The organism is Riemerella columbipharyngis (genome assembly GCF_900101995.1).
GTDB lineage: Bacteria > Bacteroidota > Bacteroidia > Flavobacteriales > Weeksellaceae > Riemerella > Riemerella columbipharyngis.
In genome coordinates this window covers 1-26,320 of sequence record NZ_FNAS01000018.1, presented here as the reverse complement: position 1 = coordinate 26,320, position 26,320 = coordinate 1, and the positions used below count along the sequence as shown (strand labels likewise).

36 protein-coding genes are annotated in these 26,320 nt (G+C 37.8%); 35 read left to right on the top strand and 1 reads right to left on the bottom strand.

The genetic code is table 11. The annotated features are described in order from the left end of the window. Nucleotides 1-10 precede the first annotated feature (10 nt). From BLS89_RS08950 to BLS89_RS08915, 9 genes are all read left to right on the top strand, one after another. Nucleotides 11-865, top strand: a complete 855-nt coding sequence (locus BLS89_RS08950; protein WP_092737644.1) for a hypothetical protein — start codon at nucleotides 11-13, stop codon at nucleotides 863-865. A gap of 207 nt (nucleotides 866-1,072) precedes the next feature. Continuing rightward, nucleotides 1,073-1,315 (top strand): helix-turn-helix domain-containing protein, encoded by a 243-nt coding sequence (locus BLS89_RS08945; RefSeq protein ID WP_176763289.1) that lies wholly within the window; start codon nucleotides 1,073-1,075, stop codon nucleotides 1,313-1,315. A 2-nt stretch (nucleotides 1,316-1,317) separates the two neighbouring features. Next, nucleotides 1,318-1,605 carry a hypothetical protein gene (locus tag BLS89_RS08940; protein ID WP_092737640.1) on the top strand — a complete coding sequence of 96 codons (288 nt, stop codon included), beginning with the start codon at nucleotides 1,318-1,320 and terminating at the stop codon, nucleotides 1,603-1,605. Then, nucleotides 1,577-1,750 carry a hypothetical protein gene (locus tag BLS89_RS10725; RefSeq protein ID WP_176763288.1) on the top strand — a complete coding sequence of 58 codons (174 nt, stop codon included), beginning with the start codon at nucleotides 1,577-1,579 and terminating at the stop codon, nucleotides 1,748-1,750. The genes BLS89_RS08940 and BLS89_RS10725 overlap by 29 nt, the downstream gene beginning before the upstream one ends. A gap of 14 nt (nucleotides 1,751-1,764) precedes the next feature. Then, on the top strand, nucleotides 1,765-3,249 hold the full coding sequence (locus BLS89_RS08935) for a hypothetical protein (protein ID WP_092737638.1): 1,485 nt from the start codon (nucleotides 1,765-1,767) through the stop codon (nucleotides 3,247-3,249). Between the two features lie 4 nt (nucleotides 3,250-3,253). Further along, entirely contained in the window at nucleotides 3,254-3,889 is a 636-nt protein-coding gene (locus tag BLS89_RS08930) for an antA/AntB antirepressor family protein (RefSeq protein WP_092737636.1), read from the top strand. Continuing rightward, nucleotides 3,876-4,190 (top strand): hypothetical protein, encoded by a 315-nt coding sequence (locus tag BLS89_RS08925; protein WP_092737635.1) that lies wholly within the window; start codon nucleotides 3,876-3,878, stop codon nucleotides 4,188-4,190. Before BLS89_RS08930 ends, BLS89_RS08925 begins: the two co-directional genes overlap by 14 nt. 303 nt (nucleotides 4,191-4,493) lie before the next feature. Continuing rightward, the gene (locus BLS89_RS08920) at nucleotides 4,494-4,658 is read left to right on the top strand and encodes a terminase gpP N-terminus-related DNA-binding protein (RefSeq protein ID WP_092737633.1); all 165 of its coding nucleotides are present in this window, start codon (nucleotides 4,494-4,496) and stop codon (nucleotides 4,656-4,658) included. A gap of 150 nt (nucleotides 4,659-4,808) precedes the next feature. Next, nucleotides 4,809-5,138 (top strand): hypothetical protein, encoded by a 330-nt coding sequence (locus tag BLS89_RS08915; RefSeq protein WP_092737631.1) that lies wholly within the window; start codon nucleotides 4,809-4,811, stop codon nucleotides 5,136-5,138. 266 nt (nucleotides 5,139-5,404) lie between these two features. Here the strand turns inward: BLS89_RS08915 and BLS89_RS08910 are convergent, their stop codons facing one another. Next, nucleotides 5,405-5,839 carry a hypothetical protein gene (locus tag BLS89_RS08910; protein ID WP_092737629.1) on the bottom strand — a complete coding sequence of 145 codons (435 nt, stop codon included), beginning with the start codon at nucleotides 5,837-5,839 and terminating at the stop codon, nucleotides 5,405-5,407. A gap of 76 nt (nucleotides 5,840-5,915) precedes the next feature. Between BLS89_RS08910 and BLS89_RS10720 the strand changes: the two genes are divergently transcribed. From BLS89_RS10720 to BLS89_RS08785, 26 genes are all read left to right on the top strand, one after another. After that, on the top strand, nucleotides 5,916-6,083 hold the full coding sequence (locus tag BLS89_RS10720; RefSeq protein ID WP_176763287.1) for a hypothetical protein: 168 nt from the start codon (nucleotides 5,916-5,918) through the stop codon (nucleotides 6,081-6,083). Between the two features lie 116 nt (nucleotides 6,084-6,199). Further along, nucleotides 6,200-6,400, top strand: coding sequence for a hypothetical protein (locus tag BLS89_RS08905; RefSeq protein ID WP_143017757.1), 201 nt, complete (start codon nucleotides 6,200-6,202; stop codon nucleotides 6,398-6,400). Between the two features lie 6 nt (nucleotides 6,401-6,406). Continuing rightward, a complete protein-coding gene (locus tag BLS89_RS08900) occupies nucleotides 6,407-6,703 on the top strand; it encodes a hypothetical protein (protein ID WP_092737626.1) in 297 nt (98 codons plus the stop codon). 117 nt (nucleotides 6,704-6,820) lie between these two features. Next, on the top strand, nucleotides 6,821-10,003 hold the full coding sequence (dnaG, locus tag BLS89_RS08895) for a DNA primase (RefSeq protein WP_092737624.1): 3,183 nt from the start codon (nucleotides 6,821-6,823) through the stop codon (nucleotides 10,001-10,003). Nucleotides 10,004-10,269: 266 nt separating this feature from the next. Beyond that, on the top strand, nucleotides 10,270-10,668 hold the full coding sequence (locus BLS89_RS08890) for a hypothetical protein (protein WP_092737622.1): 399 nt from the start codon (nucleotides 10,270-10,272) through the stop codon (nucleotides 10,666-10,668). Next, entirely contained in the window at nucleotides 10,665-10,979 is a 315-nt protein-coding gene (locus BLS89_RS08885; protein WP_143017756.1) for a hypothetical protein, read from the top strand. Before BLS89_RS08890 ends, BLS89_RS08885 begins: the two co-directional genes overlap by 4 nt. Nucleotides 10,980-10,993: 14 nt before the next feature. After that, the gene (locus BLS89_RS08880) at nucleotides 10,994-11,350 is read left to right on the top strand and encodes a hypothetical protein (protein ID WP_092737618.1); all 357 of its coding nucleotides are present in this window, start codon (nucleotides 10,994-10,996) and stop codon (nucleotides 11,348-11,350) included. Between the two features lie 53 nt (nucleotides 11,351-11,403). Beyond that, nucleotides 11,404-11,862 carry a hypothetical protein gene (locus tag BLS89_RS08875; protein WP_092737616.1) on the top strand — a complete coding sequence of 153 codons (459 nt, stop codon included), beginning with the start codon at nucleotides 11,404-11,406 and terminating at the stop codon, nucleotides 11,860-11,862. A gap of 16 nt (nucleotides 11,863-11,878) precedes the next feature. Then, entirely contained in the window at nucleotides 11,879-12,325 is a 447-nt protein-coding gene (locus BLS89_RS08870) for a hypothetical protein (RefSeq protein ID WP_092737614.1), read from the top strand. Nucleotides 12,326-12,367: 42 nt separating this feature from the next. Next, the gene (locus tag BLS89_RS08865; protein WP_092737612.1) at nucleotides 12,368-13,180 is read left to right on the top strand and encodes a S49 family peptidase; all 813 of its coding nucleotides are present in this window, start codon (nucleotides 12,368-12,370) and stop codon (nucleotides 13,178-13,180) included. Between the two features lie 9 nt (nucleotides 13,181-13,189). Next, entirely contained in the window at nucleotides 13,190-13,624 is a 435-nt protein-coding gene (locus BLS89_RS08860; RefSeq protein ID WP_092737610.1) for a hypothetical protein, read from the top strand. After that, nucleotides 13,614-14,636, top strand: a complete 1,023-nt coding sequence (locus BLS89_RS08855) for a hypothetical protein (RefSeq protein ID WP_176763286.1) — start codon at nucleotides 13,614-13,616, stop codon at nucleotides 14,634-14,636. The genes BLS89_RS08860 and BLS89_RS08855 overlap by 11 nt, the downstream gene beginning before the upstream one ends. Nucleotides 14,637-14,647: 11 nt before the next feature. Next, complete coding sequence (locus BLS89_RS08850; RefSeq protein WP_092737608.1) at nucleotides 14,648-15,010, top strand: hypothetical protein; 363 nt, start codon at nucleotides 14,648-14,650, stop codon at nucleotides 15,008-15,010. Between the two features lie 4 nt (nucleotides 15,011-15,014). Next, nucleotides 15,015-15,566: a hypothetical protein gene (locus BLS89_RS08845; protein WP_245688964.1), complete on the top strand. Its 552-nt coding sequence runs from the start codon at nucleotides 15,015-15,017 to the stop codon at nucleotides 15,564-15,566. After that, entirely contained in the window at nucleotides 15,566-15,871 is a 306-nt protein-coding gene (locus BLS89_RS08840; RefSeq protein ID WP_092737606.1) for a hypothetical protein, read from the top strand. Before BLS89_RS08845 ends, BLS89_RS08840 begins: the two co-directional genes overlap by 1 nt. Before the next feature lie 50 nt (nucleotides 15,872-15,921). Beyond that, on the top strand, nucleotides 15,922-16,644 hold the full coding sequence (locus BLS89_RS08835; RefSeq protein ID WP_092737604.1) for a hypothetical protein: 723 nt from the start codon (nucleotides 15,922-15,924) through the stop codon (nucleotides 16,642-16,644). Continuing rightward, nucleotides 16,631-17,965, top strand: a complete 1,335-nt coding sequence (locus BLS89_RS08830; protein WP_245688962.1) for a DNA modification methylase — start codon at nucleotides 16,631-16,633, stop codon at nucleotides 17,963-17,965. Before BLS89_RS08835 ends, BLS89_RS08830 begins: the two co-directional genes overlap by 14 nt. Continuing rightward, nucleotides 17,950-19,044: a DNA cytosine methyltransferase gene (locus BLS89_RS08825; RefSeq protein ID WP_092737601.1), complete on the top strand. Its 1,095-nt coding sequence runs from the start codon at nucleotides 17,950-17,952 to the stop codon at nucleotides 19,042-19,044. Before BLS89_RS08830 ends, BLS89_RS08825 begins: the two co-directional genes overlap by 16 nt. Nucleotides 19,045-19,205: 161 nt before the next feature. After that, nucleotides 19,206-19,484: a hypothetical protein gene (locus BLS89_RS08820; RefSeq protein WP_143017755.1), complete on the top strand. Its 279-nt coding sequence runs from the start codon at nucleotides 19,206-19,208 to the stop codon at nucleotides 19,482-19,484. 74 nt (nucleotides 19,485-19,558) lie between these two features. Then, nucleotides 19,559-20,140 carry a hypothetical protein gene (locus BLS89_RS08815; RefSeq protein ID WP_176763285.1) on the top strand — a complete coding sequence of 194 codons (582 nt, stop codon included), beginning with the start codon at nucleotides 19,559-19,561 and terminating at the stop codon, nucleotides 20,138-20,140. Then, nucleotides 20,130-21,665: a hypothetical protein gene (locus tag BLS89_RS08810; RefSeq protein WP_245688961.1), complete on the top strand. Its 1,536-nt coding sequence runs from the start codon at nucleotides 20,130-20,132 to the stop codon at nucleotides 21,663-21,665. The genes BLS89_RS08815 and BLS89_RS08810 overlap by 11 nt, the downstream gene beginning before the upstream one ends. A 271-nt stretch (nucleotides 21,666-21,936) precedes the next feature. Continuing rightward, nucleotides 21,937-22,257 carry a hypothetical protein gene (locus tag BLS89_RS08805; RefSeq protein ID WP_092737597.1) on the top strand — a complete coding sequence of 107 codons (321 nt, stop codon included), beginning with the start codon at nucleotides 21,937-21,939 and terminating at the stop codon, nucleotides 22,255-22,257. After that, nucleotides 22,257-23,606, top strand: coding sequence for a hypothetical protein (locus tag BLS89_RS08800; protein ID WP_092737595.1), 1,350 nt, complete (start codon nucleotides 22,257-22,259; stop codon nucleotides 23,604-23,606). The genes BLS89_RS08805 and BLS89_RS08800 overlap by 1 nt, the downstream gene beginning before the upstream one ends. 26 nt (nucleotides 23,607-23,632) lie before the next feature. Next, the gene (locus BLS89_RS08795) at nucleotides 23,633-24,511 is read left to right on the top strand and encodes a DUF6712 family protein (RefSeq protein WP_092737593.1); all 879 of its coding nucleotides are present in this window, start codon (nucleotides 23,633-23,635) and stop codon (nucleotides 24,509-24,511) included. A gap of 56 nt (nucleotides 24,512-24,567) precedes the next feature. After that, entirely contained in the window at nucleotides 24,568-25,146 is a 579-nt protein-coding gene (locus BLS89_RS08790; protein ID WP_092737591.1) for a hypothetical protein, read from the top strand. Next, nucleotides 25,082-26,215 carry a hypothetical protein gene (locus BLS89_RS08785; protein WP_176763284.1) on the top strand — a complete coding sequence of 378 codons (1,134 nt, stop codon included), beginning with the start codon at nucleotides 25,082-25,084 and terminating at the stop codon, nucleotides 26,213-26,215. The genes BLS89_RS08790 and BLS89_RS08785 overlap by 65 nt, the downstream gene beginning before the upstream one ends. Nucleotides 26,216-26,320: the final 105 nt, after the last annotated feature.

The following is a 26,320-nucleotide window of genomic DNA, read 5'->3' as shown; positions in this document are numbered from 1 at the left end:
ATATTTAAAGATGATAGATATTAGGGAAATTTACAGAAATAACGAGGGTGTTAAAAAAGATAATAAATATTCGTCCCCCAGCTACTCAATGCAAATATTTAATAAAACTTATATAAACTTAGAAAAGGCGTTTTATAACCCCGATATTATACAAAAGCGGGAAGAACTGAGGAAATGGACGAAAAAAATAGAGAGTGTTTGGGTTAATGCAAATAAACACCGAGAGCCCACCCCCGAAGAATGGGGCAAATATTTTGCCCACTTTTTAGATTATATAGAAGCTGATAGAAATGAAAGCCTATTTTTGGGCGTTGATGTTTGGACTTCGATAAAAAGGGAAACAGAATTGCAAATTTATTTAGATGATAAATTAAAAGAAGCGGATAAAAAGGCGGAAACAGATATATATGAGGCTATTTGTTATTTAATAGACCAAAAACATACATATCATAGGGATATTTTAGACGAGGGTAGAGCTGATTTACTATTAAGAAACGAAATAAACGCTATTATTTTTGATTGCTTACAAATAAAAATAAACGAGATAAGCCAAAAGCAACCGCCCGAACCTCAGCCGTTTGCTCCGATTATTCCTAAGAAGCCGTTTAAATGGAACTCTAATAAACAGACCTTAGGCACTTTGTTTGGCGTACTATTTAACCGTGGAATTATTGAGGGTAACGCCTCAGATTTTCAAGCCCAAATATTAGCTTTATTTGAGAACGCCCCTGCAAAAACCACCCTCGCAGATAATATAAATCTAAAAGTGTCGGACGGACGGGCTAAATATTGCGAAAATACCGAAGTATTATTAAAAGATTGGATAACTTTTTTAAAAGAAAAAACCACAAAAACAAAAAAATAAATTTAATACTAAAACATCAGCCAAAGCCTTTATTTATAGGGTTTTTATACGCCCCTAAAAATTTGCCCCTAATTTTTTTTAGGGGTTTTTTCGTGCTTTATCATTTTTAACCTTTGCCCCAAGAAAATAAAAAACAGCAAAAATATGACAGCTATTAAAATCGAGGTCAACGGGTTAGATATAACCACCCTCACAGAAAAATTGGACATGCTAACTAATGCGCTAACAGAAAAAGAGGCAAAGGCGGAAACCTCAGCCGATACCTCCGAAAAACTTTTAACCCGTGGCGATGTCGCAGAACTTTTAAAAATAACCCTCCCAACGCTCCACGACTGGACAAAAAAGGGACTTTTAAAAGCTTACCGAATAGGCAACCGCATACGATACAAAGAAGCCGAAGTAATGGCAACCATTAACAATAACCCTGCTAACCCATTTAAAAACAAATAAAAATGAAACATTACACACAATTTTTAAAGAAAAGAACGCTCCGCCTTATCCAGTTAGGTAAAATGTCAAGAACTCTAAGCCACGATATAGAGGAAACCGAAAGAAAGCTAAAAGCCCTCAAACAGCAAAGCGAGGAAATAGAAAGCGAAATATTTAGCAATGTTTTTCATCTCTACGGGCGTGGGACTTCCGAAGTGATAGAAACTGCCCAGCAAAGAGCAGACGAGTACAACCATAACCGAGTAATGAACTACCCACAACATGAAGACAACGAACGCCGAAACGATTAAAAAACTACTGGACGAATTACCCGTATTATGGGAAGAGTCTAAGGACTTACAAAGTCCTATTTATGAAGCAATAATAAGGCTAAAAATAGCCGAATTGCAAAAGGTATTAGAAGGATTTTTAACCATAGAATTAGAAACCGAATAAACCCCAGCCCCGAAATGATAGACGGCGTTAAAATATTGTGCAACCTCAACCCCAGCGACTGGACAAATAATAAAAATTTGTCGTTTCGGGCGTGGGCGGATTTATCCACTGGGGAAATACCGCATAATAACAAATATGCTGATTTAAAGGGTTTGCGTTTGTCTATTATCTCGGGTAATACGGGGACTTTCTGCAATCTTAGAGGGTCGTTACCTAAGTATTTCAATAATGGGAAAAATAACGCATTTGACTATGATTATAGCAACTTTTTAACCACTTGCGACCAGTTAGACGAATTAAAAACAAAGCCAAATAATGCGATTTTAAGAGGGTTTGAGTTCGGTGTAAATGTTTCGCTCCCCGTCCCAGTTCGGGAGGTATTGGAGAATATCAAAGCCTACAAAAAACATACTTTCGGACAATATACCGAAAAGGGCAAAGGTTTAGGGTTGGTCTTTGATTTTCAGCAATATAGGGTGAAAATATACGATAAAGGACACCAGCAAACGGGCAAACCCTCCCAGCTTATGAGGTTTGAGATTGGCGTTAAAAAAATGGCGTTTGTGAAAAACTTAGAAATAAAAACACTTGCAGACCTCCAAAATAAGAGCGTTTGGGCGGGTTTATCGGGGATATTGTTAAGCGTGTGGCGTGATATAGTCTATTTAGAAAAAGGGCTAAAATACAAGCTAATGAAAGCCCACCAGCAAAAAAAATACTTGTATTTCTTTAATCCGCTTTACTGGATAGACCTAAATAAAAAGCAATACCACACGGCGCGCCAAACGCTAAGCAAGTTAAGGGCAAAGTATGGAAACAGAAACGATACAAAGGCAATAATTAACGAGCTTATTTATTCCCAGTGTCTAAAACTTGCAACGGAAAGCACCCCCGAAAAAGGGAACGATTTAACCGAATGGAATAAGCTAAAAAATGCGTTCGGAATTTCTGAGAGTGTGCAACCTTTGGAAAATCAAAAAAGGGAACGATTTAACCATTTAGATAAAGGGATAATACAGGTTAATAATTCTAATATTTATTTGTTAGAAAATACAAGTAAAAAAATACTTAATGAAAGAAAAGAAAAAAGTAAGAAAAAAAAGCCGAAAAAATCTATTTGTATGAATTGCAAAAAAGAACTGAAAAATAAAAAAGCCTCCGCCAAATTTTGCGGGTTGAAATGTAAAAACCACCATAACGGGAAGCGGAGAACCCAAGCAAGGCAAAAGCAAAGGGCAACCGAGCAAAAGGAATTAAAAAAGCTACTCCCGAAGCTCAAAGGCTTAGACCTCCCATTGTTGGTTATCTACGAAGCCGACGGAATGCAATACGCCGACCACCTCAGTCAAAGCGAAATAAACGCCCCTGCTGAATGGATTAGGCAAATAGTAAAAGTCCTCATAACGGACAATAAAACCGCCCCGACCGTGTGCTTTACCACACTAAGGGCAAAACGATTGATAAAGGAAATAACAAACATTAACAAACAAAAATTATAACAAAATGACAAAAACAAATTTTCAGCCGTTGGTACTGACCAAAACGGCGGACGGGAGGCAAGCCGTGCAATGCTCAACCCTTTATAACGCCTTAGGGTTATTACATCAAAATTACACCCGTTGGGTTAAAACCTATATAACAGGAGATAGGTTTGCAGTTGAGGGGGTAGATTATTTGAATTTATCTACTCACTTTGAGGAGATAAGAAGTAAAAACCAAACTTTAACCCACCAAAGTGGTGAGATAAGAACAAGCGGGAACGCCTTAACTCAACCTAATGTAGAGATAAGACAAACGCTAAGGCAAAGACGCAACCGAGCAAAGGGCAAAGACTTTATTTTGACTTTGGATTTTGCTAAAATGTTAGCAATGCAGACCCAAAGCGAAGCGGGACACAAAATAAGGCTTTATTTCCTCCATTGCGAAAAGGTAGCCAAGCAAAAAACGGAGCTAATCCAAAAAGAGCTATTTGCCGAGTTGGAGGCTTACCGAAGTTTAGAAGCTATAAGGCTACAACGCCGAGAGCTGAACCGCCAAGCCCGAGAACATAGGGAGCGAATAAAACAAGCTCAAAGCACCATAAAACAGATAGAATACATACAACTAACTTTTAACTTTGAAGAATATGGAAACAACTAAGAAAAAAGGCGGGAGACCCAGCGAAGCTCAAACAAGGCTAAATTTTGCCACTTATTGCGAGAGTAGAGCAAAGGGACACAATCAAAAAGAAAGCGGAAATTTGGCGGGTGTAAATGAGAAAACGGCGGGGAAATATGAGAGGCTAAGACTACAAGCCCAAGCCGACAGACGGCAAAGGCTTATTAACCTAAGGCAACGACTGGAAAACAAAGCCGATAGCCCCGAAATTACGGCAAAGGAGCTAATAAGTTTAACGCTGTGTATCAAACAAATAGACCAAGAAATAACCGAAATCATCTAAAAAATTGGGTAGAAATGGAAATAAAATGAAAATAAAAACAATTATTTTGAAAAAATACGCTATGCACCAAGTTTTTAAGCTAAAAAGTTAAGATTTTGAGGGAGACGACGACCAAAATCGCTATATTTTGCCTCTATTTGCATAAAAAGGAGCTTTTTAACAATGATTTTGCAGGAGGGGGGGTATATGTATATTTTGAGAAAAAATAATGCGTTAAAGCTACCCCGATGAGGTGCGTTGTAATATTTTAAGTTTATTTCCATTTTTTACAGTTTTATTTCTGATTAAATAAAAAAATGCGTTATGAAAGCAATAACAACCGAAACCAAACAAAGAGCCTTTAAATACTATTGTATGGGGCTAAATAGCAAGGAAATAGCTAAGCTATTAGACTGCTCATATAGGACGATACAAAATTTTATGAGTGCGGAAAACTGGAAAGAAAAACGCCAAACATTGAAAAAATAATGTATCTTTGCAATTCCTAAAAGTAAAACATTATGACGAATAAAAATAAATTTTACCCCCGTTGGTGCGGTACGGCGAAAGCCCCCGAATGCTCGTTTTACAGCATAGGACACCGTAGCGGGGGTTTGTTATTCCTAAAAGTAAAACATTATGAACAAAAAAGAAACCGCCGTAATCATAGACGGCAAAGCAATTGACCTAAAAGAGTGGATTGTATCTAACCAAGAAAAAGGGCTAAATAACACCGAGTTCGCGGAAGTAAACCAGCTGGGGTGGTTAATAAATGATATAATAGGCGTGTGTGCTACGGCTTTACATTTTATTAGCGAAAATGATAACCTAAGCAGTGGAGACCTCCGCCAAAGCTTCGGAGCAAGTGCAGGAGAAATAGCACGGGTTTTAATGTTTGCTCAAACTCTTACGCCTCATTTAGAATTAGAGTTATTAACCAATATTCAAAAATCACTCCAAGAGCAGTAAGTAAATGACCTCGCAAAAGCGGGGTTATTTTTTTTGATACCTCAGCTAAAAATAGATGAGGTTTTTTAGTTTTAATCCAATTTTTAGGGACATATTCGGGACAAAGCGTTTTTTAAAACAAATAACCCGCTGAAAATCATCGGGTTATTATGGTGTGGTTGTAGACCCACAGGGACTAATCATCCTCACTTAAGATGCTTTTATACAATTGGTTAAATTTTCTTTTGTGGCATTTTTGTTACATTTTTACCCATACTATCCATAGATTATCCTGCCGCTCTATTTTGTGGCTTGCTTTTAATGGTACTGTTTTCTTCATTTATTTTACTTATTTCTTTTTCTAAATTTTGTAGTTTATAGGTTAAAAGTTCTCTATTTTCATTCAGTAGGGCTACTTCTCTTTTTAGGGATTCGTTTTCCTTGCGTAGTAAAGATATTTCATCTTTAGTATTTGATATATTGTCAATGTTAGTATCTTTATTTTCGGTGATATGTTCATTTCTCAGCATATTACCCTCGCCGGTAAGTAGCCACTCTGGATTTATTTCAGGATATTGCACTAATATATTTGCATATTTATCTGTTGTTATTTTTCTTTTTTTGTCTAAAAAAGATTGGGAAAACTTTAAATCTTTACAAAATCTATACTTACTAATACCTTTGTAATCAATGTATTGCAATATCCTTTCTGTAATAGTCATTATTTTACACTAATTTATTTGCTTAATAATAAAATATATTTGTATATTTGCCTTGTTAATTTGATAAAACAAAGTAATGAAAAAAATTCGACTCCACCCAGATTTGAAGAAACAAATTGCAGAAGAATTTAAGGTAAGCTACCAAACTGTAAATATGAGTTTGGAATATGTATTTAATTCTGAAAAAGCCGAAGCTATACGCAATAGAGCTAAGGAATTATTAAAAAAAGAAGCAGGATTATAATAAGTTGTTTTTTAGAAAAGCACGAAGGACCTAAGTATAAAATTTTTCCTCTTAACATTTTTTTTCTATAAGGGTCGGACAGACGGTTGCAGTGCTTTTATTTTTTTAAAAAAAATATGGGAAGAAAAGCAAATACTAAAGTTTACGAGGATTTTGTAAAGCGTGTCTTTGCTAAAAGAAAATTTTTTCCTGTTAGAGAGTTTAACGCTCTCATATACGAAAACATAAACGCAAGCACAACCTACTACAGAAGACGAATGGAGTCTTTGGGGTTGATCAGCGTAAAAAACGGAATAGTGAAACAACAATTAAAATAATCAACTATGGGACAATCATTCTACGGCTCTATCAACTTCGACAAGCTCATGGAGCATCTTAAAAAAGGAGAATTAAAAACTTTTAAGACGGATAAAGGTGTTCGTTTAATTAATGTAAATGTTTACATAGCAGACGACCCAGACCAGTTCGGTAATGATGGCTCTATATCTGTACCTCTGAAAGAAGAATTCCATCAAGACAAAATAAAGGCGGTATTCATTGGAAATCTAAAGAAATCCACACCGAAAATCACCGAGGCAACAAAAAATGATTTTCAGGATGATGAATATTTACCATTCTAAAATAAAGAATAAAAAATTAAGAGTCTTTGTGCAGGTATATGCTAAGACAAGGGCTAAGCAAGATGTTAGAACCTTAAGGGATAAGTATAAAAGGCTTTTCCCTAAATCAACAAGCAAATGGGGTACATAAAAAAAGAATTTATTGATCGCCTTTTATTTAATACTGATATACTGGAGGTTTGCCAGAGCCTTGGTATTCAGCTGCAGAAGAAAGGTGCTCACTACTGGTGCAAATCTCCATTCAAAGAGGAGAAAACACCCAGCTGCCAAATCAAGGCAAGCACCCAGCGGTTTATGGACTTTTCTACCGACACCTATGGGAGTGTTGTGGATTTGGTGATGAAGGTAAAAGGACTCTCGTATCCGGAAGCCATAGAAGAACTTGCAAGGATGAAAGGGCTTCAGATGGAGTACGAGAGCCAAGCGGACACAGAACTTCTCCGCAAAAAAAGAGTCGAGCAAAAATCGCTTCGCTCTTACCTGAAGGCGATAAACAAAAAGTTTGTAGAAAACCTACACCAGCTACCGAAAGACCACCCTGCATGGCAAGAAATAGCGAAAAGAGGCTACACTACTGAAGATGTAAAAGAGTGGCAACTGGGCTATGCTCCGGGAGGTAAGTTTATTTATGAGCTGTTTGTGGCTTCCGGGGCTGTAGAAATTGCTAAGAAATTAGGGTTGGTAAATGATAAAAACAACGATAAAGTCTGGAATCGTTTGACTTATCCTATTTATGACAGCCAAGACCATATAGCTGGCTTTGCCCACAGAGATTTGTCCGGTGACCCGAAGCAAGCCAAGTGGATGAACCCACCAGAAACAGAGCTTTACAAAAAAGAAAAGATACTGTTTGGGCTTAATTCCGCTAAGAACGCCATCTCCAAATTTGGGCGTGTATGGCTGATGGAGGGCTACAATGATGTCATCGCTTGGCACAAATACGGCATAGAAAATACCGTAGGAATATGCGGCACAGCACTTACACACATACATATCAAGGAATTAAAAAAGCTGACTCAGAAAGTGACGCTTTGTTTAGACCCCGATAATGCAGGGCGTAAGGCGATGCTTAAGTATATTCCTCTGCTCATTACGGAGGGCTTTTCAGTAGAAGTTTGCCGGCTTCCGGATGTAGATCCGGACGATTACAGCAGGGCCTATCTCGATAAAATCCAAGAGGTGGGATTGTTGCACTCCCTGCAACCCTATATAAATAAAGGCTTTGATGTCTTATGCCTTGAAAAATTGAAAGGAGATGAATTAGACAGAGCTAACGGCATTAAGGAGCTTGCAGAGATAATATCCAAAATTTCGGACACTACACTTCGGAATATATACACGGATAATCTCATAAAGTTATCTAAGCAAAAGCCGGCTTTCATTAGAAACTTGATGAAAGAAAAAGAAGCAGAAATCATCCAAAATGTCAATTCGGATAACGACCTTTATCAGCTTCCGAACGGTATTACTACACCATTGGAGCAGTTAATACCTATCATAGAGAAGTATCAGCTCTTTATTTCGAACAATCAAATCTTTGTACAAGAACGATTTGACTATCCTATCACTTTCAAGAGTATTTCCAACTTTTCTGTGGAGATACTCCAGCATATGAATGATGAGAAGTTTGCCTCCAAACTACTAAGGATATCCAATATTCACGGAGATGAACGAATTTTTGATGTAAAAGCAGATGCTTTGACGACACCTCTGGACTTCAAAAAACAGTGTGCCAACCAAGGGAATTACCAATGGAACGGTAATCAAAAAGAGCTGGATAAGCTCACGGCCTATCTCTATGATAATATGGGCGTGGGTAGGCGTGTAGATGTTTTGGGGTGGAATGCAGAAGGGTTTTATGCTTGGAATAATTCTGTAACTATTCCGGGGCAGCCGAGTATTCCTATCGATAAAAACGGGATATTCCATTTTGATGGGCACTCCTACTATGTGCCTTCTGCCAATGAAATTTACAGGGCTAATCCTTACAAATTTGCCCAACAAAAAAGAGTACAGCTCAAGTCTTGGAGTGTTCCAATGGTGGACTATCTTGGGCAGATGAGAAAAGTGCATAGAGACTATGGTATCATAGGGATGTTGTTTGCCTTTGCATCTGCTCATCAGGATATTATTGTAGATGTGGCCAAGGGCTTCCCTTTGATGTTCCTATACGGCCCGCCGTCCACAGGTAAAGACGAGCTGTATGGTTGTATCAAAAAGATGTTTGGTATAGCCAAAACAGACTTCATAAACCTTGAGAATAAACAATCCACCGGAAAAGCCAAGTTGCGTTCCTTTGGAGAGTTCTCCAATATGGTCGTCCATTTATCCGAGTTTACCAACGGAGACAAGGAAGTGGACGGAATGCTCAAAGGGATATGGGATAGAGGGTCTTATAAAAGAGCGACATTGGACTCTATGGTAAGTACTGATGCATCTCCTATTCTATGTTCTGCAATTGTAACAGGTAACCAAGCCCCTACAGATGACGCCGTGCTTACCAGATTGCTCTATGGTGAGATGACTAAAAACCAATTCACCGTAGAAGAAAAAAGAGAGTTTGAAAAGCTGGAGCAGATGACAACGGAGAATATAACCGCTTATATGGAGAAATGTATATGGTACAGGAACTTGTTTGTGGAGAAGTTTTCGGAGAAATTTAATCTTTACAAAAAGATTATCTCAGCTCGTCCGGCATTCGAGGGGATGATAGACCGGATCATCACAAACTACTCCATTTTAGGAGCTACGCATGAGCTTCTGAAAGATACTAATGATTTTGTATTTCCATTTACAACCTCTGAGATGCTGGAAGTTTTTGACAATTGGGCGAAGAATCTCAAAAATAAGCTGGATAATGCCAATGTATTGTCGAAGCTCTGGGATGTATTTGTGGCGTGCCTCTATGGTACAGAGCTGCAAAGGCTTCAGAGAGGCGTGCATTTACAAGTACACAGCAATCTTTTGTATATCCGTTTTACGGAGGTTTATAATAGAATCCAGACGGAATGGTATCCGAGGTTTGCGGAGTCGTGTCCGGCTAAAGGCACACTAAGGGATAAAATCAAGGAGTCCGGTGCATTTGTGGAAGAATTGAAATCGTTCAGATTTGGAAATAATATCAATACTTCAGCCTATGTAATAGACTTAGAGAAGCTGGAGAACAAAGAGTCTATTCTCTTTGCTCTGAATATCCAGAAAGATGAAGAAGATAAAAAATACGGTATGGAAAGCCTTTACCCCCCTGCAACCCCCAATAATAGTAGTAGGGAGGAAGGTAGCCCCGAAGTTCCGTTCTGATTTTTTTTCTTTTTTTTTATAAAGCGAGTCGCCGAAAGGGCAAAAATAAGTTCCAACATTTCCAACAAGCCCTAAGGTATTAAAAAAGAGTATTTTAAATAAAAAAAGTATGTTGGAAAGTTGTTGGAAAGTGTTGGAAGTTGTTGGAAAGTGTTTTCCGTTTCCAACAGTTTCCAACAGAAAACAGGGGTTTCCAACGCCTAACTAATTGAAAATGTGTTTTGTTGGATTGTTGGAAAGTTTTTGAGGAAAATAACCTAACTAAATTGAAAAATAAAAAAAATATGCCTTTTCCGAACCATAAAATAGTCCACGACTACGAGGATTTTTCTAAAATAGAAAAACACTACCAGCAAAAGTTGATAGAACACTGTCCTATGTTCTTTTGCGAGATTTTTATGAATATGGAAGTGGTGCAGATTAGAAGCCTAAAAACCAACGAATATATGCACGGCATATACTTCAATGGTAATCTTATAGGGCATTTTTACATTGGTAAAATATACTCTTACAAAGAGCAATTGGCCATTGTAGAAAAATACATGCCCCCGAAATACCTGCAATTTCAAGAATACAGTAGGAAGTACAAAGAAATAGATTACACGCCTATTCCTTATGACGGTTATGCGTGGATATATGATAGAATATTAACAGAAGTAAAATGATGAAATTATTAAAACAAGAGTATAGGATAGAGATATACAGCACTCTACTGGACTACGGCATTGATGAAGCCCATGCCGCCGAGTATGTAACCCAAAAGTATAAGCAATTGTTGGCGGAGCAGATCCATGCTACAATGAAAAAGGCTAATAAGTTTTTGGAGAAAGATGATCTGCCGAACTTATGCAGGGAGCTTTCATTGGATTGGGAAGAACTAATGGATGGTTTAGAGGTCAAAAGATTGGTCTATAAAAAAAATGAGAATGGAAAGATAGAGGAATTTATGATGATGGATAAGTACGAAATGTTATAGGCAAAATTAAGTAGATGAAAAAAAAACTGACGGACAATCCTAATGTTCCTGTTTTTCACTGGCGAAAATTTATACCCGAGACCGCCTTGAATTTGGTGAATATTAATATAGACAAAATGGTTTCATCGGAAAATTATCAAGGCTGTATATTTTTCAAAAGAGAAAAAGATAGTAGAGTGGCACAAATTAACATTTACAAAACAGTAATAGAGGTAAGGATTTATTATGTAGATGGGGATATTTGGTATAATATAGATTGGAACGATACGACATACTTGGAACTAACCAAAAATTCCGGGCGTACCTCAGTACTTGAAGTTTGTAAAATTCTCCATGAAAAAGGGTATCAATATTCATCAGTAAGATTTTAATTTGTCCTACTTAGACAGGGTTTTAATCTATATCATTGCATCAAATATCAGTTATGTTATACATAGATATTCCGGTATCCAGAGCTGTAAAGAAGTTTTTGACTTTTAAATATGGCAAGGAGTTCTATTTGAATAGAACCGATTGGCTGGGGATTTTAGTTACTACCGTCCTTAGCAAAAAAAGGGATTATTATAATTATAAGCCTGTACAAAGCTCATACAAGCAAGAGTATTCGTACAGGGTTGTGATTAATTATGCCCACTACGAAAAGTATGGGATAATCTTTACCGATGCCAAAAAGAAGCAGCTGAGTAAAGTTTTGGAAAAAACATTCCGAGAATATCTATTTGAACAAGCCATTATGGCTAAGGAGATATACGGAATTCTATATAAAGATACCATCTTTAATATATTGGAGTTCTATGGTATTGATGACTCTGATGGGTATTATGATGCTATCTTTCGAGATTTCACAAGAAAAAAGAAAGATTTATTAAATAAAAATTTCTAAAAATGTCCCTTAAAATATGGAAATAAAAAGTACTACGAATGGTTTTTTCAGAGAAATCCGAAGCATTGAGGTTTACCATTCTAAAGATATAGATTTTTTAGACCAAAAAAATAAGGTAGTCCCTACCATAAAGCCTGTTACGGTATTCTCTGATTTAGTTCCGGAAGACTTTGCACGGAATATAAACCTCAAATACAACAACGACAATGCTTATTTTGAAGTGGATATCACGACGGGGATCTATTTGTCTGACTATCTGATACCGAGTATTTTTGATGTTTTTGGGAAAAGGAAATTTGCCGTTGCACTGGTGACCAATAATGACAAAATATTCATTGGAAACAATAGAGAACCTATGAGTATAGACCTGCACGACCGGATAAAGGACGATAATTCCGGAAGTGATAAATACGAGGTTTCCATCTACGGCACTACGATTTTAGACCCTCGTTTTGTCCTTTAAATCCCAAGCCCATTGGGATAAGTTTGCCAAACATTTGAGACTATGTTTGGCATTAATACATTATTCAATACCCCTCTGGCGATAGAGAAGAGCTATTTGCTATCAGTGATTGCATCATTGGTGACAAAGCATTCTGTTTTTAAAGCTCAGAACTTAGATCATAACAGACAAGAGCTGTTATTCCTTGAAAATATTACGGCACAGGGAATAGGGAACGCTGACCAGAAGTTTCCGGTGGTATTCAATATCATAGGTCCGATAATGAAGTATTCGGACTATGGCTGTTTGGGTACTGTTTTTTATGGTAAATTGTTAAAGCAATTGGACAGCAATCCAGCCATATCCGGTATAGTTCTGAATATTGATTCCGGAGGGGGAATGGTTTCCGGAACGGCAGAACTCACAAACATTATCAAAAACTTGGAAACCCCAACCATCTCTTATACTTCCGGATACCAATGTTCGGCGGCTCAAGATATTGCGAGCGGTTGTGATTACCATATGGCAAGCCCTTATGCGGACCTTATTGGCTCTATAGGAACAATGCTTTCTTATCAGGATTTCGAGGCGATGTTTGAAAAATGGGGCGCTAAGATTTATGAACTCTATGCCCCTCAATCCACCGAGAAAAACCAAGAAATAAGAGAGCTGATGAAAGGGAATGAGGAACTATACAAAGAAAGGCTAAAACAATTAACCGATGATTTTATCGGTAGAATAAAAGCCAACTATGGCGAAAAACTAAAAGACGACGGGCATGTCTTCAAAGGGAAAACATACACACCGAAAGAAGCCTTAGAGATAGGTCTGATAGACGAGCTTGGAACGCTCGAAGATGCATTGAACAAATTTTAATTTTTAGATATGAATAATAGATTTCAAAAACTTACTGCACTATTGGCACTTGGTGAAATATCACTAAATGCCGGGCTGTTTGGAAACAAAAAGCCCTTTGCGAAATTAGACGAAGACCAGCTTCAGATCATTGAAGATGCTCTTAAAAAGAATGACACGACTGCTTTGGAGGAAAGCCTTAAATCGGCGGAGACCAAAGTAAGCGAAGTAGAAAATGCTGTAGAACAAGCCTTGGAAATTTCTGGACTAAAGGCAGGAGACAGCTTGGTGGCTTCTATTGTTTTGTTGGGTGAAACTTGTAAGCAATATGGAGAGTCCAAAGACCGTCACTCACTACCTGAAAACTCCGGCAAGGAAGAAGAAACAGATGGATTAATAGACGGATACATAAATCCTAATCATGCACATAATAAAATTTTAAAACAAATATTCAATGGCAAATAATCTAAACATACAGGACATTCGTACAGAATTAATACTTTATCTAAAAACAATTCCAAATGTAATGCAGTCAGCAATATTGTCTTCTGATATTCAGATAAACCAGTATTGTAGAACGGTAACTAAAGTAAGGAGTAAATACCCTACTATCCAAGCCTTGATGAGTAATGTGGTTCAGATTTTTGAAAGTAAAAAATTCACGCCTTACGGTGATATTACTTTCTTGAATAAGAATTTAACCAATTTTCATCAGAAAATAGATTTTGAGCTTGATCCGGCTGAAATTCTTGGAACATGTTTAGAGGGTGATTATGATGAAGGAAAACCATTGGATAAAAAAAACATCTCTAAAATGGCTATCCAGATGCTGAAAGATAAGATTATTGATGATGTCAATACCCTTTCTATTACAGGGGTATATGATGAAACTAAGAAAGGTTCAGAGAATCCTGTATTCGGTACTTCTATGGATGGTATCAACGAAATCCACAGAAAAATAGCGATAGATACTAAAAACCCTGCATTCTTGATTCCGGGTGATGCTATTACGAGTTCCAATATCTTGGATGTAGTACAAGCTTATGAAAGAGGGTTGCCGTCTCAGCAGAGACAAAAAATCAAAACAATATTTATGAATATTGTTGATGCTGAAGATTATAAAATAGCTTATGAGGATAGATACGGACAATCCCAATTCCAAACCAATTCGAGCATAACGAGATTGGGTAACCGAAGAATTGTAGGCATTCCAAATTTAACCCAAGGAACTATTGTATCTACGGTGGACAACAATTTACTAAGACTAATTGACGAGATTGAAAATCCTTCAGAACTTACAGATGTTCAGATACAAGATAGAATTTTAAGAGTGTACGGAGAGTTTACCCTCGGCTATGATTATGCTATCAACCAATTGGTTTATATGCATACCGCAGACGGAAGCAAAAACAGAGGATTGAATAACAACGAGCAAAATAAATTATTCTACCCTAACGAGAGAGGTCTAACAGCATAAATTAATAAAGAATGGAAAAAGATAATAACAACACTCATTCGGCTGAACCAACAGCCGATGAGTTGATACAGAAAGAAACAGAGCTTAATGAGAAAGAAGCTCAACTGAATGAAAGAGAAACGCAGCTCAACGAAAGAGAAGAAGAACTTAACCAAAGAGAGGCGCAGTTCAACGAGAAAAATACAACTACCAAAGTAGAAGTAATTCCGGGGGAAGATTTTGAGTTTAATGGTGAGCAATACAAGTTCACAGATGAAGCTCCGAAGAAAATCCGAATTAACGGAGAAGTGAAAACTCAAAAGGAAATTGCCAAAGACGAAGATTTACTTCTTCAGTTAGTGGCTGGAAATTCAAGTTTAATCATTAAAAAATAGAAAAATGGCTGGATGTTTTGATAATACACCGCACGAAAATCTTGAGAATTGTCCTAATGAAGATTCATTTTCAGGGCTTACCACAAGGCTGTACTATGTACCTACGGCTTTTGTGAAAACTTTTGCGAAGCCTGCTCCGGGTGCAGACTACCAAAGTCGTGTGAAAATAGGTACAGGGGGTATTGTTTTAGATACCGGAAAATCTTGGAAGTTCATTGATGTTCAATTTGATGAAAATGAACTAAAAATGAGCCTTACCGGAAATACCGGAAATAAGAAAGTAAAAACGGAGTTGGATTTCCTTATTCCGGGACTGAAAGTGAAAAACTTGGGCTTTATAGATGCCTACAAAAATACGCCGTGTGTGTATGCGATAAAAGATTCCGAAGGAAAACTGTTTGTACTTGGGAATAAAGATTTAGGTGCTTATATCGATACCGCTGATGCTACTTCTGGTAAAAAGGTAGACGACAATTCCGGTATCACAGCCAAAGTAATGGCAAATACGAAGCTTTATTATTATGAGGGTGAAATTAACTTAGAACCTGCACCGTAATGGACAAAAAATATTTTAAACTACGAGTAAAAACTGGCACTAAAATAATAAGTACCAAGGGCGATTATATTGTTTCCGATATTCCAGACAATGCACTGGAGTTTTTGGAGAAGGGAGCATCTTGGTTGGTTCTTGCAAAGGAAGCTGATGTTCCTCTATCTAAATTGGAAGAACCAAGACTCCGGAAGCTGAAAAGCCTAAGAGCAACACAAGGCTTTTCGGAGGATGTGATAATAATATCTCGGGCGTTGGAACTGAAACAGAAAGGCGATAAACCAAAAGTAGAAGCAAAGCCCGAAAAATAATCCTATTTAATTGTTGAAAACAGCGGGCTTGTCCTGCTGTTTTTTTTCTTATGAACAAAGAAGTACACCAGCGTTTATTATCAGATTTCCAAAGGCTTGGAGGGAGTGGGCGTTTGGCTAAGAGTTTAGCAAATTTTTCACTTCAGAATTATGCAAAGCTAAAATATGAGATAGGGAGGCTTTCGGGAGACCATGTTAAACCTACGGCTGGCAAACCGGCAGCCGAAAAAATAACGGAGCAAAAAACGGAAACCGAAAAACCGAAGGTGTTGGGTTATGCAAATGCCGAGAAAAGAAAGGTTTTTAATGATTTCATTGCAGACTATCCGTTGGAACTTCATCCGGTATATAGGGGCAGATGGCAGGTATGGCTGGAGTCTTGTTCGCTCAAAATAGCTTTGAATAAATTACCCTCTACCGCCGTGTCTGAGGCCTTTGCGATTCAATGCAAAATCTACGAGTGTTTCAAAGTTTTTGATGAATGCCAGAAAATCCTAAAACACTACCGAGTCTATAAAAGAATAATGCCTACCGGCGTTAAGAAAGATTTGTCCGGACTTTCAGAATTGGAGCTTTTTAAGCTGCAAAATAAATTAAGAGCTTCTATCTCGAGAAGAAAAAAAACAATAGAAAAAATGGAGGTAGAACTACCGGAAAAAGACGCTTCTGGCTATACCTCCAAACTGCATAGTATTAACCTAAAAAAAGAACAATTACAAGAGAAAATAAACGAGCTGATGGCTTGTGAAAAATTATTGAATGATGGAAAATAAAATATTAGCACCACTTGAGTGGTACACCGTAAAAAGAAAAGTAAAAGAATTAGTGCCTTGCGATTTCAATCCGAGAACGATTTCGGATGACGAAATGAATAAGCTGAAAAAGAGTATTGAGAAATTTAACCTTGTAGAAATTCCTGCTGTTGATTTTGACAATGTTCTTTTAGCCGGACACCAGCGTATAGCTGCATTATTCATTTTGGAGAGAGGCGACGAAGAAATAGATGTAAGGATACCGAACCGAAAACTCACAGAGGAAGAATTTAAGGAATATATGCTCCGCTCCAACATTCACAACGGAGCTTTTGACTGGGAGAAGATAGAGGAATTTTTCCAAGATATAGACCTCGAAGATATCGGTATGGATATGGGGGACTATGACGAGTTCCTGAAACAAAATGCAGTACTGTCTCCGGAGGAAGAAGGAGACTTTGATGCTACGGTGTATGAAAAATTTGAAAGTGCAGAAGGTGACTTGTTTGAATTTGTATCTGTGGATAAGGGAATCAAGCACCGCTTTCTTTGTGGTTCTTCTACCGACTCCGAAAATTGGGCTAAAATTTTAGGCGATGAGAAAGTGGATTTATTAGTAACGGATCCTCCGTATAATGTAGATTACCAAGGAGGTACAAAAGAAAAGTTAAAAATTAAAAATGATAAAATGTCTGATGAAAATTTCTATCATTTTTTATATGATTTTTTTGTGAATACTTATGTATTTTCGAATTCCGGAGCACCTGCTTATGTGTTCTATTCTGATTCCGAAGCTATCAATTTTAGAAGTGCTATGTTAGCTGCCGGATACAAAATTTCATCCACTTTGGTATGGGTGAAAAATTCATTTGTTCTTGGGCGTTTGGATTATCATATGCAGCACGAGCCTATTATTTTCTGTGAAGAAACGCAGCCTGCGGAAATAGAAACACATCGTTCCATTGTATATGGGTGGAATACTGAAGCGGCCCATCCTTGGTACTCCGATAGGAAGCAAAGTTCTGTTTTAAGATTTGACAAGCCTGTTAGAAATGCAGATCATCCTACGATGAAGCCTTTGGACTTGATTGGTTATTTGATTAAAAATTCAAGTAAGCAAAAGGATATTGTCGCAGATGGATTTTTGGGTTCTGGTTCTACTTTGATAGCTTCGGAGCAGAACTGGAGACAGTGTCGTGGCTTTGAATTAGATCCGAGATTTTCAGATGTCATTGTACGCCGCTGGGTAGCTTATATGCGTGAAAATAATTTGGCATTTGAGGTTTACAGAAATGGTAACCTGCTTACTGAAAAAGATTTAGAAAAATGGAACAAAAAGTGAATGTTTTAGATCTGTTTTCAGGCATTGGAGGGTTTTCATTAGGATTGAAAAATGCAGGGTTTGAAATCGACAAACATTATTTTTCTGAGGTTAATAAACATTCCGTTGCTTGTTATAAAAAACATTTTCCAGATGCAATTTCGTTAGGGGATATTACGCAGTTAAACACATCAAACATCAATGAAAGAATCAACATTATCACTTTCGGAAGTCCTTGCCAAAATTTCAGTATGGCAGGAGACAGAACAGGGCTTGAAGGAGATAAATCACGCCTTATTAAAGAAGCAATGCGAGTGGTTAGAGAACTCCAACCAGATATTTTTATCTGGGAAAATGTTAAAGGAGCATTCTCCAGTAATAATCGCCGAGACTTTTGGGCAATTGTCCAAGCGTTTACCCACCTTGGGCGTTACCGACTTGAATGGCAACTGCTTAATACAAAGTGGTTTTTACCCCAAAATCGAGAGCGGATATACCTTATCGGACATCTTGATGGAAGAAGTAAGCCCAGAGTATTTCCTATCGGAGAAGATGACAAATTATCTTCAAGAAAAAATGAACAAAAAGGAGAGCAGCCACAAACCGAAAATTGTTCGTGTATAAATCCTAAATTTGGACAACGAGCATCTGATACTTTTTTACAAGTGGGAGATTTTAGGTATGATGAAGGGTTTAGAGAAAGAAAAGATAATACTACTCCCACGCTTCGGAATAAAACAGGTGCCGGGCTTAGTGCTTTACCTTTGGTTATAGGAGCATTAAGGGGAAGGAATCCTGCTAATCCTACCAGTCGCCAATCGGGAATAAAATTGGAACAACGATTAGAGACTAACTCTTTGGGAGTAAGTAATACGCTTACATCTGTACAAAAGGATAATATTGTGATTTATCCTCAAGGAATAAGACGACTTACGGAAATCGAATGCGAACGATTGCAGGGCTTTCCGGACGATTGGACGAAGTACGGAGATTATGATGGCGTAATAAAACCTATTCCCAAAACGCACCGATATGGGATGATTGGCAATGCCGTAACGGTAAAAGTAGTGGAAGAAATCGGAAAGAAAATAATCAGTTAGAGCTTCACTTTTAGTGGGGCTTTTTATTAGTTAAAATATAGTTAAATGTCAGAAAATAAAGCACTTACAATTTGCAAGGAATGAAACAAGAATGTATCTTTGTTGTGTAAATAAATGATAATCAAATAATTAAAATTATGACAGCACAAGAGTTAATTGAAATGTTATCGGAGTTAGATCCAGAAACAGAGGTTCGTGTTCAATATCCTTACGGAGATCATTTGGGAACATCAATAGCCGGAAAGATTATTGACGGAGAGTTTCAAAAAATTAAATATAGTGACTATCACAGTAATTTTAAAATAATCGATGATGACGATGACTATGACGATGACTATGACTATGATGATGACGATGACTATGACTATGACTATGATGATGACGATGACTATGATGACGATGATGAAGTAAGGAGGGTTTTTGTATTGGATCTCAATTGATGTTTTTGCCCCATCAAAATGTGGGGCTTTTTTTGTCCTTTTTCAGCCGTATTTGTACGGCTATTTTTGCATTGATGGAATTAGTAAAATTCAAAAAGGATAGTTCTTTTTTGCGAATAAAAGCAAGTTATTTGGATGAGTCTTCGGTTCAGTTAACGGCAAAGGAAGAAGAAAAGAAACAGCGCCTGGCACATGCGTGGGCGTTGAGACTTAACAATAAATACTCGACGCACCAGACCATTCAGATTTTGATGCGTGAGCATTCTATATCCAGAGCTACGGCCTACCGTGATTATAACTGGAGTATGCAGATATTCGGAGATTTGGACGCTACCAGTCTTGCTGCTGAAAGACAGGTATTAAAAGAGGCGTTTTGGAATGAATACCAATTGGCCCGAAAAGCCGGTAATGGAGACCTCGCTGTGAAAGCTCTCAAGGAGTATCGTTCCCTTTTCAACTTTGATGCTGAAGAAAACCAAGTAGATCCAAATAAAATACAGGCACACGAATATCATATGAAGATGCCGAGATGGGTGTACAAAAAATTGGATGAACTGTTTTCTGATGGGGTAGTAGATTTCAATAATATGGATGTAGAAGATGTAGATTTTAGGGAAGCCGCAAACGACAATAACGAAGAACAACATGAGGAATAATGAAGTGTCTAATATCCTTAAGCCAATAAAAAAGCTGGAGCTTAATTTAATGCAGATGACGGCTATTTTGGCTAATCAGCGTTATGGTATTAAGAATATCAACATAGAAGCCGGCAGGGGTTCTGGTAAGTCCACCGTTTTGGGATGGTTTCTGAAAGAAGCAGCAAGGCAGATGCCTCGTTCTACTGGTGTTATCGTAGGTGAAACTTTCGTGCAGATAAAGACAAGAACTCTGCCGTCTACCAAGGAGGGACTGGAGATGTTCGGCTTATTTGAGGGGATTGATTATATCGTGGGCAGGTGCGGACAGAAGGAAGGGTTTGAGATGCCTTTTCAAGCTCCGGACTCGTGGGCTAATGTTATCCACTTCCGAAATGGGACTATTGCAGTGATGGTTTCTTTGGACAATCCCAATTCTGGGCGTGGGTTGAATTCTTATTTTGTCATTGGTGATGAAGCTGCACTATTGACCTATGAGCATTTATACAACAATGTCTTGACAACCAACCGAAGTATCAAGCCTCAATTTAAGAATAAAACATTACTCAATTCTACGATATTCGTGTCTTCTGTAGCGATGACTCAGAAAGGAGAATGGTTTACCAACCGAGAAGAAAAAGCACGGAAAAATCCTAAGAAGTTTGCATTCTTGAAGTTCACTTCGTTGGTAAACAAACACAATCTAACTCCGGGGTGGATAGAACAAATGAAGGAGGAAGCTCTATCCAAAGTATTGTTCGATGCCGAGATAATGAATATTCGTCCTCGTGGGGTTACCGATGGTTTTTATTCACAATTAAAAGCCGATACCCACTACTATTCTTATAGATACAATGTGGACGATATGGGGGGCTTGTCGGAAGATTATAAGCCAAGCTGCAGGTATGATACCGATTTGATTAGAGGTATTCCATTGCAGTTTAATCTTGACTTCGGTGGGCGTATCAATTGCGGTACGGTATCTCAGTATCTTACATCTATCAATGAGGTTCGGTTTATCAAAGAGTTCTTTGTTAAAAATCCAGATAAGCTATCGGATATGGTTCGATTGTTCATTGATTACTACGAACCACACAAATCATCCTGTAATGTGGTTCATCTGTATCACGACCGTTCTGGCTATAAACAAGAAGCCAACTCTAAGACGACCTTAGCAGAGGATGTAGAGAATATGCTTCGTTCTGCCGGTTGGCGAGTGATCAATAAGACTCCTAACACGAATAATCCGAGCCATATCGATAAATTCCGACTGATAAACGAGATTCTTTCGGAGCAGAACAATAAGCTGCCCATTGTAAGAATTAACGAGAACCAATGCCCAAATTTGATCATTTCAATGGAGAATGCACCACTGACTTCTGACGATGCATTCAAAAAAGACAAATCATCGGAGAGAAGCTCTACCATTCCACAGGAACACGCTACGCACTTCTCCGATACCTTTGACTACTGTTTATTTTGGCAATTTTCATACATTATTGATTACCAATACTCAAATTCATTTATCATTACGAATTTACCTTGATGCCTTAACTTTCATTATTCTTTTTTTAGTCCTGCTCCGGCAGGGCTTTTTTGTTGGATTTCATATTTCGGTAAATTTTCAAAGTGTAATTGTACTTTGGATTAAGGAGGCCCCGTGAGGGTAATTTCAATTTTGAGAATACTTGTCTAATGTTGTTTTTTAATTCGTTGCAATTCAATAAAATAACAAAAAATTTTTGAGAATAAGGCTTGTTTTTCTATTGCTGCGGCGTGTCCTTTTTTTTAGGTGGTGGTATTTTCATTTTTGCTCTATGGTAAAAACGATTTTTTTGGCTGATGTTCTCAGTGATATGAAAAAGCTGGATAAAAAAAATAATCCTATCCCTTTTTCCATCACAGTTAGAACATTCAATTTGCAAAACAAATCCGGAGGAAGTATTAAAGTTTATGAAAAAGCAGTACTTCTCAATCCTCCAAAAAGGAAGGGTGCTAAACGCTTGGCTATGGATACTGCTTTCAAAAATCCAAACCATTGGGAAAACAGAACGAGGAATATCAAGGTAGACAATCAGATTAAAAAAATAAATATCCTTTTCATCATAGAATATAACGGTAAAAAAGTAGTGTACTAATGAGAAAAAAAATAGATGACAATACATTTATAGTAGGAGGTTCACGAATGCCGTCTGCTATTATTAATTTTAAGAGCAGCGAAAAGAATGTTCCGAAACATTCAGCTCCGAAGATACTGCCCGACAGCTCCGATACGGAAGACTGGTGCAACTGGGGAGATAACAACGATTACCCAAAAGAGCTGATGCAAAAAGTGAGCAAGGTGGGTACTGCTGTAGGTGGGCTTGAAGTATTGGCTTCCGCTCATTATGGTATAGGTTTGAGGGTTTTCGAGATGGTGGAGACGGATTCCGATGTACAATTCAAAGAGAAAGTGCCATCATCTTTGCCGGAAGTATATGATTTCTTTGATAGGACGAATTTTGATCTGATGCTTTCAGATATAGTTTACGATTATGAAGCTCTCGGAGTTGCCTTTCCGGAATTCCTGTTAAGTCCCAATGGAGAGGAAATAATTTCGGTTATCAGACACCAAGCCTCCTATTGTAGGTTTGAGAAACCAAAAAACGGGATGATACAGAATGTTATCATCAATACGGCGTGGAACGAAACGGAATTTGATGTTAAGAATAATATCAAAGTGCCGTGCTTCTCTCAGAACCTAAGCCCTGAGGAAATAAAAACCTACTGCAAAGAGAAAGGCATTAGAAAATTTATCGTGCCTATCATCAATACGCTGATAGTGGAAAAGGTTTATCCGAGTGTCGGGTGGCATTCTTCATTCAAGTCCGGATGGATGGATGTCGTGATGGCAGTACCGGAACTCAAAAAGATGATGTTCGAGCAGCAGTTTAATTTCAAATATTTGATACACATTGCTGACGATTATTTTGTTCATCGATACGGGGTGGACGAGTGGAATAAATTCGATAACAATCTAAAACAAGCCTACCGAGATGAATTGGTGAATAGCATCGACGATAATCTCAGCGGCAACAATGGTTCCGGCAAATCTCTTATTTCTCCATTTTTTCGAGATAGAAATTCGGGAGAGCTTATCAAGGGAATTCAAATAGAAGAAATAAAACAACATCAGGCGAATGGCGAATTTCTACCGGATGCTTCTGCCGGCAATTCCGAGATACTTTTCTCTATGGGGGTAGATCCTGCTTTGCTCGGTGCTGGTGTTCCCGGGGGCAAGAACCTTAGTGGCTCCGGATCAGATAAAAGGGAAGCGTGGACAATCCTTTGTGCAAGGCTTCCGAGAAAGCATATCCGTACTTTGTTTATCTTCCGGTTGATCCAAAAATGGAACGGATGGAATCCGGACCTTGTGGCTAAATTTCCTAATACTAATCTTACGACACTTGACAAAAATCCAAACGGACAAACCAAAGTCGTGAACTAAAAATTTCTAAAAATGTCCTCTAAATTATGGAAAAAATAATACCCAACAATTTAATCAAAGAGCTTATAGCGATACCTAAAAACTTTGACTTGGATTTGATAGACCAAGAATCCGGCTTTGAAACTAAAATATTTCCTTTCGTTTCACGCTCTCAGTTTGAGAGCTTAGAGAGTTCCAATCCGGCTATATATAAAAAATTAGCCAGAGCAGGGATATTATTTTCTTTCGTGCTGGATATTCCGAGGCTTAAAGTGTATATCTCAAACTTTGGGATCAATCAATACGACCACGACAAAGCGAGGGTTGCACCGTGGTGGGATATTAGAGATTTGGGCTTGTCTTGGCTGAAAAAGGCGAATGACAATTTATTTTCTGCATTAAAAGAAATTGAAAAAGATGATGTTTTGAAAGCGGATAATACATTTTTTCAAGACGAATTTGAGCTGGTCTCTCTTTTTGATTTTCAGAAGTTCTACGGCATAGGGAAATCTCCGGAGGTTTACCAATACCTCTCGGATATAATGAGGGAGCATTTGGGCTTATTGCTCATGAGTTTGGGCACTTGCACCGTAGAAGAATTAAAATCAGATCCGAAACTTAAAGAATGGTTGCAAAAGTATCTCAAAAATATGGCGATATGTAGTGCGATATATAATGCTAATTTGCTATTTATCAATTCGGGTATCGTTATTCAGTACGAAGAGCTACCATGGCAGAAGTCTGTGATTCTTAGTCCGGAGCAGGTCTATAAGCTCGGAGAGCAATTTAGCAAATCAGCAGATATGTATCTGCAGTTTATTTTTGATTATATGCAAAAAAATGCCTCTTTGTTCCCTTGCTACCAAAGCCAAGAGGTAGAATTTAGAACTAAAATCATACCTAAAAAAGGCGGATTATTCTTGTAATAACAACTACAAGGTTTGTCCTTTATTAGCCGTGTCTGCACGGCTATTTTTGCTCTATGAATACTGATATTTTCATAGAAGATTTACCTTATTGCCCACAGAACAAAGCTGTAGGAGGAATAAGTACCCGAGTGTGGTATGCTCCGGCAAATTATTTCAGTAAGATAGCTCTTCCTGCCGCTTCAGGCTTCTCGTCCTCCAGAGTGATAGAGAGAAAGGGAATATCTCTTTATGGGCATAAAAGTCTAAGCTATATAGATCTATTCATCAACCAAAACTCTTTAACGGAAAAGACATCGGGCAGTATTAAAAGATGGAAGCTATCCACAGAGCTGAAAGCCTCTATCTTGGAGCTGAATGCAAGGAACACGGGGTTTATCTCAAAGGTGAAAAATGAAGCACTGATATTATTGATTCCGGATGCCAATGGAAGACTTTGGGTAATGGGTAATAAAAAAAACGCAGCTTATTTGTCGAACTACGAAGGTAATACAGGAGAGCAGTATGAGGACGACAGTATATTGAACTTAACCTTTACCGCCAATACGGCACTATACCTTTACAATGCAGATGTTTCAGATATCAGAGCTGTTGGAGGTTTCTCCGGAGGTTATAATACAGGATTTAGAATATAAAGATATGAGCAGATTAGAAGAAATAAACAGAAATCTTCCCGATAACGACGAGGGGTTGATTACAGAACGCAAGATGAGAGATTGCTTTTCCAAGACCTTTGACGAAATAGGAGAAAAACTACCTAAGCCAAAGAATAATGGGAATACAAATAGTTTTCCCTTTGTGGTGGGTGTGAATGAAGATGGCGAAAGTGCCAAGCTACCAGCAGGGGACTTGGGCAAAAACATCGGTAACACGGATATGAGAATACCCGAAGGGGTAGTTCGAGTATTGGACGCTACGGGTGCAAAGTTGCAGCTAAGGGGACTTGAAGACAAGAGTAACGACGTTTCGTTTGGCAAAAAACTAAAAGTAAACGACAATGGAGAGCTGGCATTCAGCGACCAGGCGGATATTCAAATGCTGTTTCCGGATACCATTACGGTAAACCAACAAATTCCCAACAATATCTCTCAGCTGCCGGAAGAATTAGAGGCTGTTAGAAATTTTATGAAAAATCTTTATCACCTGCCTATGCAGTTGGTTTCGGAGGATATGGTTTACATCAATAAAATTTCAGATGATGAAGAAATAATGATTTATGAAAAAGGAGCTATCATCACAAAACTTCCGTCAAAAAACAGATATGCCCCCATTTTATCTTCTGCTCTTGTACACACGAGTTTCCCTGTTGATAAATCGTGGGCTTTTATGTGTAAGATTAACAGACGGTTTTATGTTAAGAATGTAGATGCTTTTAATTTTGGTTTGACTTCGGCTTTTAATCCTGCCGAAATTCTAAGCCCTGAAGTTGCTCTTGTAGGTGCATCTCATTATAATGGAGGTAATTATTATTTTGGAAGTGGACTATTTGTGTTAGACCAATTTTTTGACACTGCAAACGGCGGAATAATCATTTACACTTATTTCGGTGATATTTTAACGATAGCTGTTATTTCAGGAAGCAAGACAATAGTGAAAAATATTCATAACCCTAATTTTTTAGGCAAGCAGAATATTGTGATGGACTGGAAGGCAGGGGGCGAGAACACTATTATAAATAATATGAGATACTGGATTCAACCATAAAAATCAATATAAACAATGAAAACAATACTCACACAACAAATTAGCAACCACCCGTTATTTCCGAATATCAAAAGAGAGGTGGAAGTTTCAAACATCGCTATACAA